At 72.6% G+C, this 16,791-nt stretch carries 19 protein-coding genes and 1 pseudogene; 11 read left to right on the top strand and 9 right to left on the bottom strand.

The features are described from left to right. Positions 1–128: 128 nt before the first annotated feature. Positions 129–797, top strand: coding sequence for an HAD-IA family hydrolase (locus ACZ60W_RS07730; RefSeq protein ID WP_469754466.1), 669 nt, complete (start codon positions 129–131; stop codon positions 795–797). Between the two features lie 404 nt (positions 798–1,201). Here the strand turns inward: ACZ60W_RS07730 and ACZ60W_RS07725 are convergent, their stop codons facing one another. Further along, positions 1,202–1,978, bottom strand: coding sequence for an ABC transporter permease (locus tag ACZ60W_RS07725; RefSeq protein ID WP_469754465.1), 777 nt, complete (start codon positions 1,976–1,978; stop codon positions 1,202–1,204). Between the two features lie 199 nt (positions 1,979–2,177). On the opposite strand from ACZ60W_RS07725, the gene ACZ60W_RS07720 reads away from it, so the two are divergent. From ACZ60W_RS07720 to ACZ60W_RS07710, 3 genes are all read left to right on the top strand, one after another. Beyond that, positions 2,178–2,828: an HNH endonuclease family protein gene (locus ACZ60W_RS07720; protein ID WP_469754464.1), complete on the top strand. Its 651-nt coding sequence runs from the start codon at positions 2,178–2,180 to the stop codon at positions 2,826–2,828. Between the two features lie 234 nt (positions 2,829–3,062). Continuing rightward, positions 3,063–3,551, top strand: coding sequence for a DoxX family protein (locus tag ACZ60W_RS07715; protein ID WP_469754463.1), 489 nt, complete (start codon positions 3,063–3,065; stop codon positions 3,549–3,551). A gap of 435 nt (positions 3,552–3,986) precedes the next feature. Next, entirely contained in the window at positions 3,987–4,610 is a 624-nt protein-coding gene (locus ACZ60W_RS07710) for a DedA family protein (RefSeq protein WP_469754612.1), read from the top strand. Here ACZ60W_RS07710 and ACZ60W_RS07705 read toward each other — a convergent pair. Continuing rightward, positions 4,570–4,830, bottom strand: a complete 261-nt coding sequence (locus tag ACZ60W_RS07705; protein ID WP_469754462.1) for a DUF2277 domain-containing protein — start codon at positions 4,828–4,830, stop codon at positions 4,570–4,572. The two genes, ACZ60W_RS07710 and ACZ60W_RS07705, sit on opposite strands and share 41 nt — an antisense overlap. Positions 4,831–4,874: 44 nt before the next feature. Further along, complete coding sequence (locus ACZ60W_RS07700) at positions 4,875–5,099, bottom strand: hypothetical protein (protein ID WP_469754461.1); 225 nt, start codon at positions 5,097–5,099, stop codon at positions 4,875–4,877. A gap of 188 nt (positions 5,100–5,287) precedes the next feature. On the opposite strand from ACZ60W_RS07700, the gene ACZ60W_RS07695 reads away from it, so the two are divergent. Beyond that, positions 5,288–6,046, top strand: coding sequence for a GntR family transcriptional regulator (locus ACZ60W_RS07695; RefSeq protein ID WP_469754460.1), 759 nt, complete (start codon positions 5,288–5,290; stop codon positions 6,044–6,046). 250 nt (positions 6,047–6,296) lie between these two features. On the opposite strand, the gene ACZ60W_RS07690 is transcribed toward ACZ60W_RS07695, so the two are convergent. Further along, positions 6,297–7,142: an MBL fold metallo-hydrolase gene (locus tag ACZ60W_RS07690; RefSeq protein WP_469754459.1), complete on the bottom strand. Its 846-nt coding sequence runs from the start codon at positions 7,140–7,142 to the stop codon at positions 6,297–6,299. 105 nt (positions 7,143–7,247) lie between these two features. Between ACZ60W_RS07690 and ACZ60W_RS07685 the strand changes: the two genes are divergently transcribed. After that, on the top strand, positions 7,248–7,697 hold the full coding sequence (locus ACZ60W_RS07685; protein ID WP_469754458.1) for a lamin tail domain-containing protein: 450 nt from the start codon (positions 7,248–7,250) through the stop codon (positions 7,695–7,697). Between the two features lie 178 nt (positions 7,698–7,875). Here the strand turns inward: ACZ60W_RS07685 and ACZ60W_RS07680 are convergent, their stop codons facing one another. Further along, positions 7,876–8,448 carry a DUF4231 domain-containing protein gene (locus ACZ60W_RS07680; RefSeq protein WP_469754457.1) on the bottom strand — a complete coding sequence of 191 codons (573 nt, stop codon included), beginning with the start codon at positions 8,446–8,448 and terminating at the stop codon, positions 7,876–7,878. A 619-nt stretch (positions 8,449–9,067) separates the two neighbouring features. On the opposite strand from ACZ60W_RS07680, the gene ACZ60W_RS07675 reads away from it, so the two are divergent. Next, a complete protein-coding gene (locus tag ACZ60W_RS07675; RefSeq protein WP_469754611.1) occupies positions 9,068–11,722 on the top strand; it encodes an FAD/NAD(P)-binding protein in 2,655 nt (884 codons plus the stop codon). A gap of 214 nt (positions 11,723–11,936) precedes the next feature. On the opposite strand, the gene ACZ60W_RS07670 is transcribed toward ACZ60W_RS07675, so the two are convergent. The 4 genes from ACZ60W_RS07670 to ACZ60W_RS07655 form a co-directional block, all read right to left on the bottom strand. Beyond that, positions 11,937–12,575, bottom strand: a complete 639-nt coding sequence (locus ACZ60W_RS07670) for a hypothetical protein (protein WP_469754456.1) — start codon at positions 12,573–12,575, stop codon at positions 11,937–11,939. Positions 12,576–12,810: 235 nt separating this feature from the next. Further along, positions 12,811–13,059: a hypothetical protein gene (locus ACZ60W_RS07665; protein WP_469754455.1), complete on the bottom strand. Its 249-nt coding sequence runs from the start codon at positions 13,057–13,059 to the stop codon at positions 12,811–12,813. 44 nt (positions 13,060–13,103) lie between these two features. Beyond that, complete coding sequence (locus ACZ60W_RS07660) at positions 13,104–13,613, bottom strand: hypothetical protein (protein ID WP_469754454.1); 510 nt, start codon at positions 13,611–13,613, stop codon at positions 13,104–13,106. A gap of 33 nt (positions 13,614–13,646) precedes the next feature. Then, entirely contained in the window at positions 13,647–14,402 is a 756-nt protein-coding gene (locus ACZ60W_RS07655; protein WP_469754453.1) for a GntR family transcriptional regulator, read from the bottom strand. Between the two features lie 78 nt (positions 14,403–14,480). Here ACZ60W_RS07655 and ACZ60W_RS07650 point away from each other — a divergent pair. The 4 genes and pseudogenes from ACZ60W_RS07650 (at position 14,481) to ACZ60W_RS07635 (ending at position 16,502) form a co-directional block, all read left to right on the top strand. Further along, a pseudogene (locus ACZ60W_RS07650) lies at positions 14,481–14,758 on the top strand (hypothetical protein). A 472-nt stretch (positions 14,759–15,230) separates the two neighbouring features. Next, positions 15,231–15,494: a hypothetical protein gene (locus ACZ60W_RS07645; protein ID WP_469754452.1), complete on the top strand. Its 264-nt coding sequence runs from the start codon at positions 15,231–15,233 to the stop codon at positions 15,492–15,494. Then, a complete protein-coding gene (locus tag ACZ60W_RS07640; RefSeq protein ID WP_469754451.1) occupies positions 15,451–16,158 on the top strand; it encodes a GntR family transcriptional regulator in 708 nt (235 codons plus the stop codon). The genes ACZ60W_RS07645 and ACZ60W_RS07640 overlap by 44 nt, the downstream gene beginning before the upstream one ends. Continuing rightward, the gene (locus ACZ60W_RS07635) at positions 16,155–16,502 is read left to right on the top strand and encodes a hypothetical protein (RefSeq protein WP_469754450.1); all 348 of its coding nucleotides are present in this window, start codon (positions 16,155–16,157) and stop codon (positions 16,500–16,502) included. The genes ACZ60W_RS07640 and ACZ60W_RS07635 overlap by 4 nt, the downstream gene beginning before the upstream one ends. The last annotated feature ends 289 nt before the right edge of the window (positions 16,503–16,791 follow it).

Raw genomic sequence — 16,791 nt, 5'->3', positions numbered from 1 at the left:
CCAGGCGGACGGGTTGGCCAAGACGGCCCCCGGTTTTGTATCGTGGAAGAACAAAGTGGCCCCGCCCGCACTCCCTGACCGGTGGGCGGGACCGCTTCGTTCTCCGCACCACCCCTTCTGGAGACCCGATGCCCGCCGTCACCCCGGCAACGCTCACCGCCCGCGCCCTCCTCCTCGACATGGACGGCACCCTCGTCAACTCGGACGCCGTCGTCGAACGGTGCTGGCGACGCTGGGCCGACCGGCAGGGCCTCGACGCGGACGCGGTGCTCAAGGTGGTGCACGGACGCCAGGGGTACGCGACGATGGCCGTCCTCCTCCCGGACCGTCCCATGGCGGAGAACCACGCCGACAACCGGCTGATGCTCGCCGAGGAGACGGCCGACGTCGACGGCGTCGTCCCCGTCCCCGGCGCCCCCGCCTTCCTGGACACCATCGCCGGCCTTCCGCACGCCCTGGTGACCTCCGCCGACGAGGCCCTCGCCCAGGCCCGGATGGGCGCGGCCGCGCTGCCCATGCCCGCCACCCGCGTCACGGCCGAGCTCGTCGGCGCCAGCAAGCCCGACCCCGAGGGCTTCCTCAAGGGCGCCGCCGCGCTCGGCATCGACCCCGCGGACTGCGTGGTCTTCGAGGACTCCGAGGCCGGCATCCAGGCCGGCCGCGCCGCCGGCATGCCGATCGTGGGCGTCGGCCCGCGCGCCGCCGCCTTCGCCCCCGACCTCCACGTCCCCGACCTCACCCACCTGCGGGTCGAGACCTCGGCCGACGGCACGATCACGCTGACCGTCCTGGCCTAGGGCCGGCGGCACCCTCCGCCACGACCGTCCCGGCGGAGGGCCGACGGCACGATCACGCCGACCGTCCCGGCGAGGGCGGACGGCACCGCCCCTCGCTCCCGCCTTCCGGGCGCCCCGGGCACCCCGGGCACCCCGGGCGAGCTTCTCGGTCCAGGCAAGCGCCCGGCGGGCCGGTCCGACCAGGCAGGCCCCGGGCGGGCTCCTCCGGCCCGACAGACACGACGGGCTGCCCCTCCGGCAGGGCAGGCTCGAGGGGCCGACCCTCCGGCCCGGCGGACCCAGGGCGTACTCCCACCCGGCAGACACCAAGGCTGACCCTCCGGCCCGGCAGACCCCCGGGCGTACTCCCACCCGGCAGCCCCCGGTCGGGCCCCTGGCCACGGCGGACATCCGCCCGGCGGCTCTCAGGGCCGCCGGGCGGCCCCGCTCCCCTCCCCCGCGCGCGGCCGGACGATCCGGCCGCGCGCCACCAGTTCGAGGGTGGTCGCGGCGGCCACGGCCTGCACCGCGAGCAGCGCGATGAGGACGAAGAGCTGGACGGCGCCCGCGTGCAGCGGTGACGCTCCGCCGAGCAGCATGCCCACGAAGGCGCCGGGCAGGGTGACGAGGCCGACCGTGCGGGTCTGGTCCATGCCGGGGAGCAGGGCGTCCGCCGCGGCCGGGCGCGCCACTTCGAGCCGCGCCTCCCGTTCGAGCAGCCCGATGGCCAGGCCCGCCTCCACCTCCCCCCACCGCGTCGCCAGTTCGTCGAGCGCGCGCCGCCCCGCGAGGACGGTGGCGGTGAGCGCGCCGCCGACGAGGATGCCGGTCACGGGGACGAGCGTGACGCCCTTGACCGGTACGAGCCCGGTGACCACGAGCGCGAGGACGACCGGGGCCACGGCGGCGGCGATCGGCACACCCGCCCACCACCAGCCGGTCCCCGGCGCGGGGACGACCCGGCGCCCGGCCGTCCGCACGGCGACCGCGTACATCAGCAGCAGGAAGCAGAGCAGCAGCGGCACCGAGCGCACCACCCACCCGATGACGAGCGAGACAGCGACGAGCTGGACGGCGGCGCGGGCGCCGGCGAGGAGGGTGTCCCGCGCCCGGCCGAGGTGGGTGACGGCGACGACGGCCGCGGCGAGCGCGAGCAGAACGGCCAGAACCGCCCCGAAGGTGACGTTCACGTCCAGAAGCACAGGTCAACCCTAGGGGCCGGGACGGAATCTGGCGCTCCATCAGACACGTCACACCCCTTGATGTGACGTGCCCATGTCGCCACGCTGTTACCTGGCGCACCCCACGACGAAACCTCGCGCCGCCACGATGACCGGGCCGCCGCCCGGCACCCGCCGGGGACGGCACACGCCAAGGTCCCCACACCTCAAGGGAGTTCCCATGCCCGTCGGCAAGATCTACGCGCGTCGACTCGCCGTTCTCGCCACCTCGGCCGCCGTCACGGTCACCGGCCTGCTCGCGACCGCCCCGTCCGCGCAGGCGGCCATGCCGACCCCGGTCAGCGCCTCGACGGCCCGCTCCTACCTGGCCTCGCTCACCGTGAAGGCCGAGGGCACGACCTCGGGCTACAGCCGCGACCTGTTCCCGCACTGGATCACCCAGTCCGGCGCCTGCAACACGCGCGAGACCGTACTCAAGCGCGACGGCGTGAACGTCGTCACCGACTCCAGCTGTGCCGCCACCAGCGGCAGCTGGTTCTCCGAGTACGACGGCGCCACCTGGACGGCCGCCTCCGACCTCGACATCGACCACATGGTCCCGCTCGCCGAGGCATGGCGCTCGGGCGCCAACTCCTGGACGACCGCCCAGCGCCAGGCCTTCGCGAACGACCTGACCCGGCCGCAGCTCATAGCCGTGACGGACAACGTCAACCAGGCCAAGGGCGACCTCGACCCGGCGAAGTGGCTCCCCTCGCGGACCTCGTACCGCTGCACGTACACCCGCGCCTGGGTGCAGGTGAAGTACTACTACAACCTCAGCGTCGACTCCGCCGAGAAGAGCGCCCTCCAGTCCGTCCTCAACGGCTGCTGACGCGGTGACCCCTGAGGTCCCGTCACGGGCCGACCGCGCACGGGACCGAGGGGCGGCCTGAGCGGAGCGCGACATGACAGCCACCGGGGAGTGAGCCTTCCCACACGCTCCCCGGTGGCTGAATGTTGAACTTGCAAGCACAAGTGAGGGATGCCTAACCTGACGGCCTCATCGGTTTCCGTCCCCCACGCCCCGTCCTCCCCACGGACGGGGTCAGGCCGAAGGAGTTCCCCCATGCCTCCCTCCCCCACCCCTGCCCCGCTCACGGGCCGCCTGAACCAGGCCCAGCCGTACGCGGTCGGCCTCTTCCGCATCGTCGTCGGCCTCCTCTTCGCCTGCCACGGCGCCGCCTCGCTCTTCGGCGTCCTCGGCGGCGGCATGGGCGGCGGCACCGTCCCGGCCGGCACCTGGCCCGGCTGGTACGCCGCCGTCATCCAGCTCGGCGCCGGTGTCCTGGTCCTCGCCGGTCTCGGCACCCGCAGCGCCGCGTTCCTGGCCTCCGGATCGATGGCCTACGCCTACTTCAAGGTCCACCAGCCCGAGGCCCTCTTCCCCCTCCAGAACGGTGGCGAGACCGCCGCCCTCTTCTGCTGGGCCTTCGCGCTCCTCGTCTTCACCGGCCCCGGCGCCCTCGCCCTCGACCGCCTCTTCGGCGCCCGCGTCGCCCCCCGCACCTCCGCCGACGACCAGCAGGAGCCCCACACCACACCCGTCGCCGCCTGACCCCCGGCGGACCCGTCGGCACCGTCCGGCCCCACCGGGCGGCCCCCGCCGGCCCGCTACCGCGACAGGCCGGAAACCGCAGCACGGTTTCCGGCCTTTCCGCCAGGAGGCCCGGATCCGGGGCTCACGGCTTCTCCACCAGGAGGCCCGGATCCGGGGCTCACGGCTTCTCCGCCGGGAGGCCCGGATCCAGGGCTTACGGATTCTCCACCGGAAGGCCCGGATCCAGGGCGTCCTGCTTCTCCGGCGGTCTCGGAGGGCCCCTCCCCTCGGGGCCCACGACGGACCCGCACCCCAGCCGCGGACGGCCCCGTCCCCGGGCACCCCGCCCCCGCCGCTCGGGTCCCCCTCGGGTGCGGCTCGGGGGTCACTCGGGGCGGCGGCACCCGCGCGGGGCCGGGGTGACGGGCCCGCGTAGGCTCTTGGCCTGTGAATCTGCTCGACAGCCTCGGCTCGCTCCGGTCGTTGACCGCGGGCCCGTGGATCTACCCGGTGGTGGCGGCGTCGATCCTGCTCGACGTGTTCCTGCCCGTACTGCCGAGCGGTTTCCTGGTCATCACCGCCGCCACGGCGGCGGCGACGGCCACGGCGGCCTCGCCGGACGTGCCGTCCCTGCTGCCGCTGCTGCTGTGCGCGGCCTCGGCGTCGGTGCTCGGGGACTTCCTCGCCTACCGCCTGGCGCGGCGGGGCAGCGGAAGGCTGCACCGGACGCTGGCGCGCTCCCGACGGCTCTCCCTCGCGCAGGAACGTCTCGGCACGGCCCTGGCACGGGGCGGCGGCCTGCTGGTGGTCCTCGCGCGGTTCGCGCCGGCCGGCCGCTCGGTGGTGTCCCTGGGCGCGGGCGCGGCGAAGCGGCGCGTCGAGGAGTTCCTGCCGTGGTCGGCGCTGGCGGGGGTGACCTGGGCGTCGTACAGCGTGGGGCTGGGCTGGCTGGGCGGTCAGTGGCTGGGCGCCACCTGGTTCAGCGCGGGGGTCTCGGCCCTGGCGCTGTTCCTCGCGGGCGGCCTCGCCGCGTACGTCATACGGCGTCCGGCTGCGGCTGCCGCTCCGGCCTCCTGACGGGCGGGTGCGACCCGCGCACCTCCAGACCGTCGAGGAGTCTCGCGGTGGCGTCCGCGATCTCGTCCACGGCCCGCTCGAACACCTCGCGGTTGTGGGCGGCCGGGGCACGGAAGCCCGAGACCTTGCGGACGTACTGCAGGGCGGCGGCCCGGATGTCGTCCTCGGTCGCCTCCTCGGGCAGAACGGGCGGGCGGAGCGTCTTGATGCTGCGGCACATGCCTCCAGTGTGGCGCGCCCCACTGACAACCGCCCCCGCCGCGGTCACCCGCCGAAACCGCGCCTGCTCCGTGCGTTGATCTCGGCGGCGCGGGCCCGTAGCTCGCGCAGGGGGGTGGCGGGCTGGACGTCGAAGGGCTCCGCCTCCCACTCGGCTCCGCCGTGGACGGCGCGGATGAGGAAGCGCCCGGAGACGCTCTCCACGTAGAAACCGACCCGCCCGGTGGCGGTGTCGCGGACGAGGTCACCGACCTCGGGCAGTGGCTGCACGCATCCCCTCCGTCCCGAATCCTGAATTCCGGGGAGAACCAGAGAAGCCCCCCGGCCCCTCCCTGTCAACGTATCTCTAGAGATGTCCCCCGATGGATGGATCGCACGAGTGGGACGGCGTACGCCTGTGGACCCCGGGCCGGGGGTGCGCCGTAGGGTGTCCCGCAGATGAAGGGAGTGGTCCACCCGTGACTGACCAGGACGGCGCCCGTCGGCCCAAGTACCAGCGCATCGCGGACGAGTTGAGGTCCGCGATCCAGTCGGGCGCCTTCGCGCCGGGAGACCGCCTCCCCGGCGAGAACGACCTCATGACCACGTACGAGGTGGCCCGGATGACGGCCCGGCAGGCCCTGGCCGTCCTGCGCGGCGAGGGGCTGACCGAGGCCCGCAGGGGCGCCGGGGTCTTCGTCCGCGCCTTCCGCCCGCTGCGCCGCCGCGGCATCCCCCGCCTCGCCGGCGACCGCTGGGGCAACGGCCGTTCCGTCTGGTCCGCGGACGTCGAGGACCGCGACCTCGTCGTCGACCAGATCGAGGTGGGCGAGACGGAGGCGGGCGGCCGGGTCGCCGACGCCCTCAACCTGTCGCCGGGCGCCCCCGTCTGCGTCCGCAGCCGCCGCTTCGTCCTCGACACGAAACCGGTGCTGCTCTCGGTCTCGTACCTCTCCGCCGAACTCGTCCGCGGTACGCCGATCACGGAGCCGGACACGGGCCCCGGCGGCACCTACGCCCGGCTGACCGAACTCGGGCACCGCCCCGTCCGCTTCCGCGAGGAGATCCGCTGCCGCATGCCGACGGCGGACGAGACCGACCGCCTCTCCCTGGAGTTCGGCACCCCGGTGGTCCTCATCGGCCGCACGGCCTTCACCGGCCCCGGCGTCGCCGTGGAGCTCAACGAGATGACCCTGGACTCGTCCTCGTATGTCCTGGAGTACGACTTCGACGCGTGACGCCCCGGCCGGACCCCCGCCCCCGCCGACCGGCGAGACGGACACCGCGCGCCCACCGGCCCGCCCGCGGCAGCCGGAGCTCCCTCCGCCCGCCACCGCCCCACGGGGACGACTCCGCCTCCGGCCTCACGCCCCTTCCCGCGGCCCGCAGGCCCCTCCCGCGACCTCAGCCCTCAGCTCTCAGCCCTCAGCTCTCAGCTCTCAGCTCTCAGCTCTCAGCAACGGGCCTCCCCCAGGTGCGCGCGCCCTCTCACGCCCCCCGCCCTACTCCACGCCCGCGCTGCCCCACGCCCGCGCGCCCCACTTCCGCGCGCCCCGCGCCCCTCTCCGCCCCCCGGCCGACGACCTCGAAGCACGCCCCGGGATCGGCGTGGACGACGTCCCCGGCGAACGCGGCGGCGGCGAGGGCGACGGCCTCGTCCGGTGCGGTCCCGGGTCCGACGTGGGTCACGACGAGACGGCCGACGCGGGCCTCGGCCGCGCTCCGCCCGGCCTGGCCGGCCGAGTGGTGACCCGGCACGTCACCGTCGGCCTCACAGACGAACAGGTCGCAGTCGAGGGCGAGTTCGATGAGCGAGGGGCAGGGCTCGCAGTCCCCCGAGTAGACGAGCGAACGCCCCCTCTCGTCCTCGACGCGCAGGGCGAAGGCGTCGGGCCCGTCATGGTCGACGGCGCGGGACCGGAGGGTGAGGCCGCCGATCCGGACGGTGTGGCCGTCGTACAACTCCGTGACGGCGAAGGCTTTTTCGACGGGGCTGCGCGCCGGGCCGTTGGTGAGGAAGCCGGCGAGCCGGTCGGCGGTCCCGGGTGGCGCGAGGAGGGGGACGGGCAGCTCGACGTCGAGTCCGGCGTACAGCAGCCCGTAGAAGGCGGTCAGCAGGTCGGCGCTGTGGTCGGCGTGCAGATGGGAGATCCACACGGCGTCGACGTCACCGAGGCCGACGTGACGCTGGAGCTCCGCGAGCGTGCCCGTGCCGGCGTCCACCCAGATCCGGACGCCGCCGCCCTCGACGAGGTGGCCGGAGCAGGGATTGTCCGGCCGGGGGAAGGGCGTGGCGGACCCCAGGACCGTGATCCGCAGCGTGTCGTCGACCATGTCACGAGTCTAGTGAGACATGTGCGGACGCGGTGAAGAACGTGCGTATTGTGTGTGCCCTCCGGGCCCCATCGGCGGGCGCCCGGAAGGAACTGAGGGACATTCATGCTTCGCACTCGTACGTTCGCGGCCGTCGCCGCGGCCGCCGCCTCCGGCGTGCTGCTGCTGCCTTCCCAGGCGCAGGCCGCCGGTTCGGTCCACCTGTACAAGATCTACTACGACAGCCCGGGCACGGACAACCGCTCCACCGCCAGCCTCAACGCCGAGTACGTGCAGATACGCAACACCACGGGCGCCGGGGTCAACCTCCGCGGCTGGACCGTGACCGACGCGGCCAACCACAAGTACACCTTCGGGAACTTCGTGCTCGGCAAGGGCAAGATCGTGACGGTCCACACGGGCCGCGGCACGAACACCGCCGCGCACGTCTACCAGAACCGCGGGGCGTACGTCTGGAACAACGACCGCGACACGGCGACCCTGCGCAAGGCCAACGGCACGCGCGTCGGCGCCTGCTCGTACAACTCGACGCGCTACGACTACAAGTGGTGCTGATCCCGACCACCGCCGTCACTCCGGTCCGCCCGGGCGTCTGACCACCGGACGACCCGCCCACCGGCCCGCAGGGAGGCAACGGGCCCCGGACCGCGCCGACTCCGGGGCCCGCACCCCTCTGCCCCCTCATGACCCCCTCGCGGTCGACCCGCGCGTCACGACGGCCGACCCGACCACCTCAGGAACCCGCGGCCTCCTGGCGCGCCGCGGGCACCCCGGACTGCTGCTGCACATCGGCGTTGACCTGTCCGCCGAGCGTCATCACGTTCAGCGTCGCGGAGTTCTCGTTCGCGATCGCCTTCTCGACCCGCGCGACCAGGATGGAGAACGCCTCCCGCTTCGCCAGGTTCTGGTACGGACCCACCTTGGTCTCGAAGTACACCCGTTCATGGCCGAGGAGTTGCTCGGTCGACCGGTAGTTCTTCCACTGCTCCCGGTACCGGTACACGCTCTCCAGCGACACCGCCGCGACGACCACCACGCTCAGCACCGTCGCCGTGACCCGGGCGAACGCCATGTCCAGGTTCACGAACACCGGTACCAGCGCCGCCCCGACGACGGAGACGGTCCGCATCCGCAGATGCATCGTCTTCATGCGGGTCGCCTTGGCGTCGTACCACTCCTGGTACTGCGCCAGCCGGGTCTCCAGGTACCGCTGCGCGGTCATCTCGCCGTTCTGCGTGCCCGTCCCGACACCCGTGCCGACACCCGCCTCGACGCCCGTCTCGGGCGCGTCCCCCGCTTCTGCCATGCCCGGAGTACATCCGCCCCGCCGGTCGCCCGTCAACTCCAGTCCGGGCACGTCCCCTTGCCCGGGAGCCCGCCGCACCCGCCCCCCACTCCGAGCCCACGGGGCCCCCTCCTCGCCCTGCGCCCACCCGCCCCCGGCGGCCGTCCGCGGAAAGACTCCGCGCACCCCGCGGGGACCGCCCGCACGGCCCACGGAGACGTCCCGCGCGCCCCCGCGTACGCCGGACTCGCGCGCCCCGCTCACGCCCTGCCGGCGCGGCGCGCGCGCTCTCCCCGAACCCCCGGCCGACCCCGTACCGTCACCGCGCGACCACCCTTCGCGACCGAAACCCCACCGTCCCTCGACCGCGCGGTGAGATCCCTGTCCCGGCACGACTTCCCCACTGATCCCGTCGGAAAGTGCGGAAGGACCCGAAGGCGGAGCCATGCCCGGTCGGCTCCGCCGCCGATCGATGCCGGAGGATTACGTGAGTCCAGTCAGCGAGCCGAACACGCCGCACGTGCCGAACCCGCCCCGCGCCCGCGTCACTCCCCGCACGGCGGACGCGCCGGGTGCGGCGAACACCCCCGGCGTGGCGAACACCCCCGGCGCGTCCCACGCCGCCGCCTCCCCGCCGGACATGCCGTACACGGTGGCCGTGGTCGGCGTGGGAGCGGCCGGCACACTGACCGCCGTCCACCTCTGTGAGACGGCGGCGCGCCGCCGCACACCCCTCGACCTCGTCCTGATCGACCCGGCGCCGGAAGCGGGCCGGGGCGTCGCGTACGCCACGCCCGATCCCGGGCACCGGCTCAACGTGCCCACAGGGGGCATGAGTTGCTATCCCGACGACCCGGGGCACTTCACGCGCTGGCTGTGCCGTCACGGTGAACCGACCGTCACGGCGGCCGACTTCGCCACCCGCTACCGGTACGGCGCCTACCTCGCCGACACCCTCGCCCAGGCCATCGTGCGGGCGCACGGCGTGGTGTCCGTCCGACGGCTGCGCACGCGCGCCGAGCGGTGCGACGGGACGCCGGAGGGGCGGGTGGAGCTCGGGCTGGCCGACGGGACACGGCTCGCCGCGGACGCGGCCGTCCTGGCCACGGGCCCCGCGGGACCGACCGGCGCGTGGGCTCCCCAGGAGCTGCGCGCGGCGCCCCGCTTCGTGGGGTCACCGTGGACGGGCGGCGCGCTCGACGGGCCGCGGGGCGACACCGACGACATCCTGCTCGTCGGCACGGGGCTGACCGCCGTCGACCTCGCCCTCAGCCTCGAACGCCCCGGCCGGACGGTGCACGCCGTGTCCCGCAACGGTCTGCTCCCCCAGCCGCACGCCCTCACCCCGGCCGGGCCGATGCCCGCGCCGAACGGACTGTACGGCGCCTCGCTCGACCAGCTGCGTCGCACCGTGCGCCACCACGTCGCCCGCTCCGTGCGCCTGCACGGCGACTGGCGTCCGGCGCTGGACAGCCTGCGGCCGCACACCACCCGCCTGTGGCAGGGCCTCGTACCCGAGGAGCGCGCCGAACTCCTGGAGCGGGACGGGGCGTTGTGGAACACCCACCGCCACCGGATGGCCCCCGCGACCGCCGAGTCCGTGGAGCGCGCCCGTACGGCGAAACGACTGGTCCTGCACGCCGGCACGGTCACGCGGGCGACCACCCTCGACGACGGGTCGCTGACGGTCGGCCTGTCCGGCGACCGTGAGCTGAACGTGGGCTGGGTGATCGACTGCACAGGCCCCGGCCGGCGGCCGGACGGCCCGCTGTGGCACTCGCTGCTCGCCTCCGGCAGGGCCGTGCCCGGCCCGCTCGACATGGGGGTCGCGACCCTCGACGGCCGGCTCCTGGCCGCCCCGGGACACATGGCCCTGCCGCTGTACACACTGGGCGCACCCCGCCGCGGCGAGCTGTGGGAGACGACGGCGGTCCCCGAGATCCGCGTCCAGGCGGCCACGCTCGCCCAGACGCTCCTCGCGCCGCTCGCGCCCAGACGCCGCAGCACGCGCCGCCCCCTCGACGGCCACGGCCTCGCGCTGTCGACCCACGCCGAGGCCGCGGCCGCGTACCGTTCCGGCCTCGACCGCATCCTCAAGGTCCGCTCGGGCGCCGAAGCCGCCCTCCACCGGGCCGTCGGCCTCGACCCCGGCTTCGCCCTCGGGCACGCGGCCCTCGCCCTCCTCGGCCACGAGTGCGGCGCCGCCGTCGACGTACCCCGCGCGCTGGCGGAGGCGCAGCGGTGCGTGCGCGAGCGGGCCGACGAGCGGGAGCGTTCGTTCGTCGAGGTCGTCACCCGGCGGGTGCACGGCGAGGACGGCGACGGCGCCCTGATGAAACACCTCGACGCACACCCCGCCGACGCGCTGGCGCTCGCGGCGGCCGTGCCGACCATCGCGTTCTCCGGGGTCGACGACCTCGACGACGACTACGCGCTCCGCCTCGTCGAGCGCACCTCACCGGCCTACGACGGCCACTGGTTCCACACGTCCCTGCTGGCCTTCCTCCGCCAGGAGCAGGGCCGCCTCCACGAGGCCGGCGAACTCGCCCACCGCGCGCTGGCCGCCGAGCCCGCCTCCGGGCACGCCGTCCACGCCCTCACCCACGTCCACTACGAGTCGGGCACCCACCAGGCGGGCCGCGACTGGCTCGAACGCTGGGTCGCCGGCCGGGGCCGCGGCGCGGTCCACCGGGCCCACTTCTCCTGGCACATCGCGCTGCACGAACTGGCCCTGGACGACCCGGCCGCCGTCCGCCGCCGCTGGTTCACCCAGCTCGCCCCGGGCCGCGTCACCGGCGTCCGGGCCCTCGTCGACTCCGGCTCCCTGCTCTGGCGGGCCCGCCTCAGCGACAGCTGGCGCGGCGAACTGCCCACCGCCGACGTCCTGGACTCCGTGGAGGCCGAGGTCCTCGAACGCCCCGCCACCGCCTTCACCGCCCTCCACTCCGCCGTCACCCTCACCGCCGCCGGCGACCTCGCCGCCCTCCGCCGCCTCCGCGACCACGCCGCCGGCGCCGACGAGGTCCAGCGCGAGGTCATCGCCCCCCTCTGCGACGCCTTCACCGCCCTCATCGAAGAGCGCTTCCGCGAGGCCGCCCTCGGCCTCGACGCCCTCCTCCCCGTCCTCCGCCGCGTCGGCGGCAGCGCCGCCCAACGCGAGGTCGTCGAGGAGACCCTCCTCTACGCCCTCACCGCCGACGGCCGCTGCGACGCCGCCCGCCGCCTCCTCGACGCCCGCCTCTCCCGCACCCAAGCCCCCCGCGACCGCCGCCTCCTCTCCCAACTCCCCGCCTGACCCACCCCACCCAGGGCCCCTCGCCCCCACCGGCGAGGGGCCCGCACCCCCCGGGGGGCTGCCCTCGCGCGAGCCAAGGAGCAGCGGACGGAAACCGCACACGCGTCGTGAGGAATCCTCCTCGACCCAACCAAGATCACCGCGGCGATCAACGCCTCCGACCACCTCGCCCAGAACACCCAACGGGACGCCACAAGCCCCATGGGCCGACTGCTCAGGAGTCGTCCCCAGGCTCGGGCCACTCAAGTGCGGTGCGCCACGTCGGCTGCTCGGCAACCCAGCCGAGGACCGCCTCACGGACTGCGGCCCGGGAAGCCGACCGCGTCCCCTCGCGCTCAGCGGCCGTGCCCGCCCGGTGAACCACCTCGTAGGTGTCGTCCTCATCGAGCAGGACTTGGAGGTACCAGTCGCCCTCATCGTGGTCCGTCAGCCGCTGGAGAAGCAGGTGCTCCCTGCGCCGCAGCTCGGCAAGCATCGCCTCGACGGTGGAGGCGTCGGGGTCACGGACCAGCCGTCCGCTGGCGGCCAGCGCGACAAGCTTGAGCGGACCGAGTCCCTCCTTCTGATGCCTGTCCCGGAGCCACCCCTTCTCCTGGCCAGTCAGGAGAGGCGGCGGCACGGGGGGTCCGTCAGGGTGGTAGACGGCTATGAGGTCATCCGGATCGGACCACGAGCCCACCGTCCACAGACGGTACGTATGGACACCGCCCTCGACCAGCGGCACCGCGAGCGTCTCCGGCGCGACAGGGCCCGGGACGCAGCGGCCCACATCCTCCCCGTACGGGCCGCCATGGAAGAGGGCGTGCATCCAGCCTTCCGGCGGTCTCCCGGTCGTGTCGAAAACGTCCTCCACCGTTCCCCCTTCGACGGCACCGCAGCCCACGCTCCCCAGGAAGCCGAGCCCCGGTGGCCATGGACGTTGATGTAGATGCCAAAGGCCCCCAGCCATGATCGGCTGGGGGCCTTTGCACTGGTGGGCGCGGACGGTTTCGAACCGCCGACATCTGCTTTGTAAGCTCGTGCGGATCACGGTCGGCGAGGGCCGACCCCAGCTCGCGGACGCCACGAAGGGCCGTGTAGGGCTGCTGTCATCCACCGTCGTTGATGTCAGATTTGGATGTCACCTGGCGCCGGTCCGCGAACGGCCGCCGATAGTCCGCGGCATCCCCGATCGGGGGGTAATCCCTACCGAGCACCACGTAGACGGGGTACTCAGGGTCTCCGACTTCCAGATTCAGGAAGATGTCCACGTCGTGGTTGGCGAACCTGTGCAGGTACTGGACGAACAACTCCAGCTCGTCATCAGACAGCCTCTCGTCAAGCCGCTCCTGGTGCATATCCCTACGTCTCCCTTCCCACTCGTAAATGTCACTGGCCCACGTCAGCGCTCACGGCTGTCCCAGCACTGCTCGTGCTGGCAGTCGTCCCGCTGATGGAGTCGTCGAAGGTCTTGCAGCGCGGCGACGGGGAACGGGTGCTGGACCCACTTCTTCAGATAGCCAGCCTCGCCGTGAAGACTGAGGACTGCCTGGGCAGCGTCCATGACTACGTGGCTCAAGACCTGGCGGGGTTGAGTGGAACTCCAGCAGAGCGTGCCGTCCTCGTCGGGCGCATCCAAGCTCCCGGACATGTCCGGGAAGTAGTAGATGGCGATGTCCACGTCGGCTCCTCGACGCCGAAGCCGCCACCTCACCTCGGCCGGTTCGAGGTCGAAGGAGACCCGCTGGACGGATGAATCCCCGTACAAACCCGCCACCCCGTACAACAGGTCGGCCAGTGCGTTCGTGCAGTAGCTGACGAAGTTCTTCTGCTCCCCGGCAGTGTCGGCGATTCGGCACGTGGCCCACCCAGAGCCGCTCAGTTCCCAGCTGAACTGGAGATCACCCGCCATGTCTGCCCCTCCCGTGTCGACCGGCACGGCTTGTCAACGGCTGACCGGAACCTCATAGACAATCTCGCACAGAGCAGCAGGGACGACGATGTCCGCCGTCTCCACCGGCCGCCCCTGGTCGCTGTAGTACGTGCGCCGGATGTGCGTGACGAGCGCGGCCTTCTGGACCCCGAGAAGCGAGGCTTCCTCGGCGGTGGCCTGTCGCGGCTCGGGTTGCTCGACGGCATGGCTCACGGTGACGCCGATCTCGGCCATCCGGTTCACGACGCCGGCCCCGGCGTGCGGCCCACCCTCGGGAAGAACGACTAGGGTCCCGCCGGTGAGGTCGTACGGCTCCCAACTCGTCGACAACTGCACCGGCAGCCCGTCAGCGAGGAACTCGTACACGGTCCGGACGCACAGCTCGCCCTCACCGATCCCAAGCCGCGCAGCGATCTCCGCCGGCGCGGGCACCTTCGCATCGGTCCGGCTCTCCCAACCGCCGTTCCGCCCGACTGCCTTCATGTCGGCCCGGAACGGCGACCCGTCAGGCTGCTCGCGCGCCGCGGACCGCACCATCCGCACCCGCTGCCGGGGCTCGGCCACATAAGTTCCAGACCCGGCCCGCCCCTCCAGCACACCCTGGGAGATCAACAACTCCTGGGCCCGGCGTACGACGTTCTCGCCCACCCCGCACTCCTGGCCGATCTGGGCTCGCGAGGGCAGCCGGTCTCCAGGAGTCCACTCGTGCTCCGCGATCCGTCGCCGTAGTTCGTCAGCGATGCGGAGGTATGGCGGCTGCTCAGGCATATGGAAAATCTAGTCCACTAGCTCTAATCTAGTTAACTAGCTTCACCCAAAGTGATCGCCGGTGACGGAGGCTGCCCTGTGCCTGCTCCAGAAGTAAGCGCGGAGGCCCTCGCCGCCCAGCTGTCCGCCATCGGACTCACCACACGCGTGCAGGAACACACCAAACACACATCGATCGAAGCGGAGGTACCGGAAACCCTCCCCACCGAGACATGGCGGGAGGTCCTGGAAGTCCTGGCCCAGGCAGACCACTTCGGTCTCCTCGCCACCAGCTTGGGCGGCCGAACCCTCTGGGCCGCCGTGAACAAACGGTCCCCGCGACAGGCGACGTCCGGGGACCTGGCCATCAGCGATAGGAGCTGATCAGCATGCTCAACCGTATCCGCCGCGCCCTCACACGTACCAGAGCGCGACACCTCCCGTCGCGCCGGCACTGCCGCCTCTTAGCGCCCGTCCGACCGCCGATCGTTCATCACGGCCTCTGCAACTGGCCGACGGCGCTCAAGACTCCGCGTGGAATCCGTACCGACGTGCTCGCAGGCGAGGACAACGCGCTCGTCCGCCCGTACGTACTGGCCAGCGAGGAGCACGAGTTGCAGCGCTCGGCGTCCGCACCGGCGGAGGCCCTCTAATGGCGGGCCCCCCTCAGCCGCGCGTGACACGCTCCGCCGCCTCCTACCGATCGAGCGCCTGCCACATCGGCACCCATCACGACTGCGCCCACTCCTCCCCCGCCGCGGCACCGGTCGGGATCCCGGTGGTCTACGAAGCGTGCGAGTGCACCTGCCACCCGACCGACGACGGAAGCACGCGGCGGGAGGTAACCCAGTGAGGGGATGGGCACCCAGCGGTGCCCTTGCCTCCAACGTCGAGATCACCTCGGCCCCCGTGCAGCTCGGAGACGTCATTCAGATCGGCGGTCAGCCGTGCCGGGTGGCCGACCTTTTCCAACTCCCCGGCGGCGCCAAACGCCTCCTCTTCGAATCGGGCGAGCTTCTGACGATGCACTCCCGGACTCGACTCATCGCCCTGCGAATGCTGAAGGGCGGTGACTCCCGCCGTGCCTTCGCGCCGCCACGCCATCGCCGCTGAACTGCGAGCCCAGATCTCGACGGGCAACCTCAAGGCCGGCGAACGCCTCCCCTCGGAAACCCAGCTCGCCACCCACTACAAGGTCAGCACGCCGACGCTGCGAAACGCGCTCGCGCTCCTCCAAGCCGAGGGAGTCATCGAAAAGGTCCATGGCAAGGGGAACTTCATCCGTCCCCCACTCCGGCGCATCACGTACGCCGGCGGCGGCCGCACGCCCTTCGATCCCGCACTGCAGGTCAGCATCCGCACGACCAACCTCCGGGCGCGCGGACACCTCAGAGCCCTGCTGAGGGTCTCGTCGAACAGCCCTCTGACCGAGTTCCTCTGCATCACCCACGAGGGAAAGTCACCTCACAGCCTGGCCCGCATCTACGTCCCCCGCGACCTGGCGCCGACCGCCCAACTCGGTTTGACGCCATGGCCCCAGGGAGTGGAGCCGACATCGGCCGAGATCCGAGAGACGGTCACCGCCCGGCTCCCCACGCCAGAAGAAGCGACGACCCTCCGAATCAGTTCCACACTGGCCGTCCTCGCGATCACCAGCGTGGTAACCAACGCCACCGGCCGCGTAGTGGAAGCCGCGCTCCTGGTCCTTCCCGGCGACCCCGCAGACGCGGTCTTCACCACCCACCCCACGATCAAAGAAAGGGAGACGGAAGGATGACGCCCCGCAACGAACTGCGGCTCCTACCCTGGTCAGGCCCCGACGGCAAGCCCTGCTTCCTGAGCACCGACGACGCCAACGGCCACCTGTCCCGCCTGGCGGACAACACCGAAGCGCTCCAGCTCGACCTGGCCGCCGAGCTACTGGACCACGCGTCCGCGATGCTGGATGGCTCAGAGGCTGCCCCGGAAGAGGTGCGAACCCTGGCGACAAACCTCACGGAAGCCTTGCGGGACACTTTGCGCGTCGCGGAAAGCCGCGGTCACCGCTTGCTGCCTCCCTGTCCGGACATTCACGCCAGCGGCACCGACGGCCCCACGCTGCCAGCGGCGGCCTTCGGCTAGCGATCAACACGTGCCCGCCCACGACGAGAAGCCCCGGACTCAGTACGGGGCTTCTCTGCGCAAGGCTCCGGAGGGCGTTTGAGACCCAAGCGATGCGGCAGGTCACGGGCCTCCACGTGGCAGGTCAGGCGTAACCAATCCACTGGTAGTCCACGGGTGACCGGCACCGATGTCGCGCCCTGGTCCGAGATCATCTAGGACTTGTCCGGTCGATCATGTGACTACTCCGTGCCCGAGTCGTTCCTACGAGCATGGGGCGGGGTGATCTGAGTGATGCCGAGTGGGAACG

The sequence above is a fragment of the Streptomyces sp. NPDC104202 genome (assembly GCF_055584185.1).
This window is presented reverse-complemented; position numbering and strand designations above follow the sequence as displayed.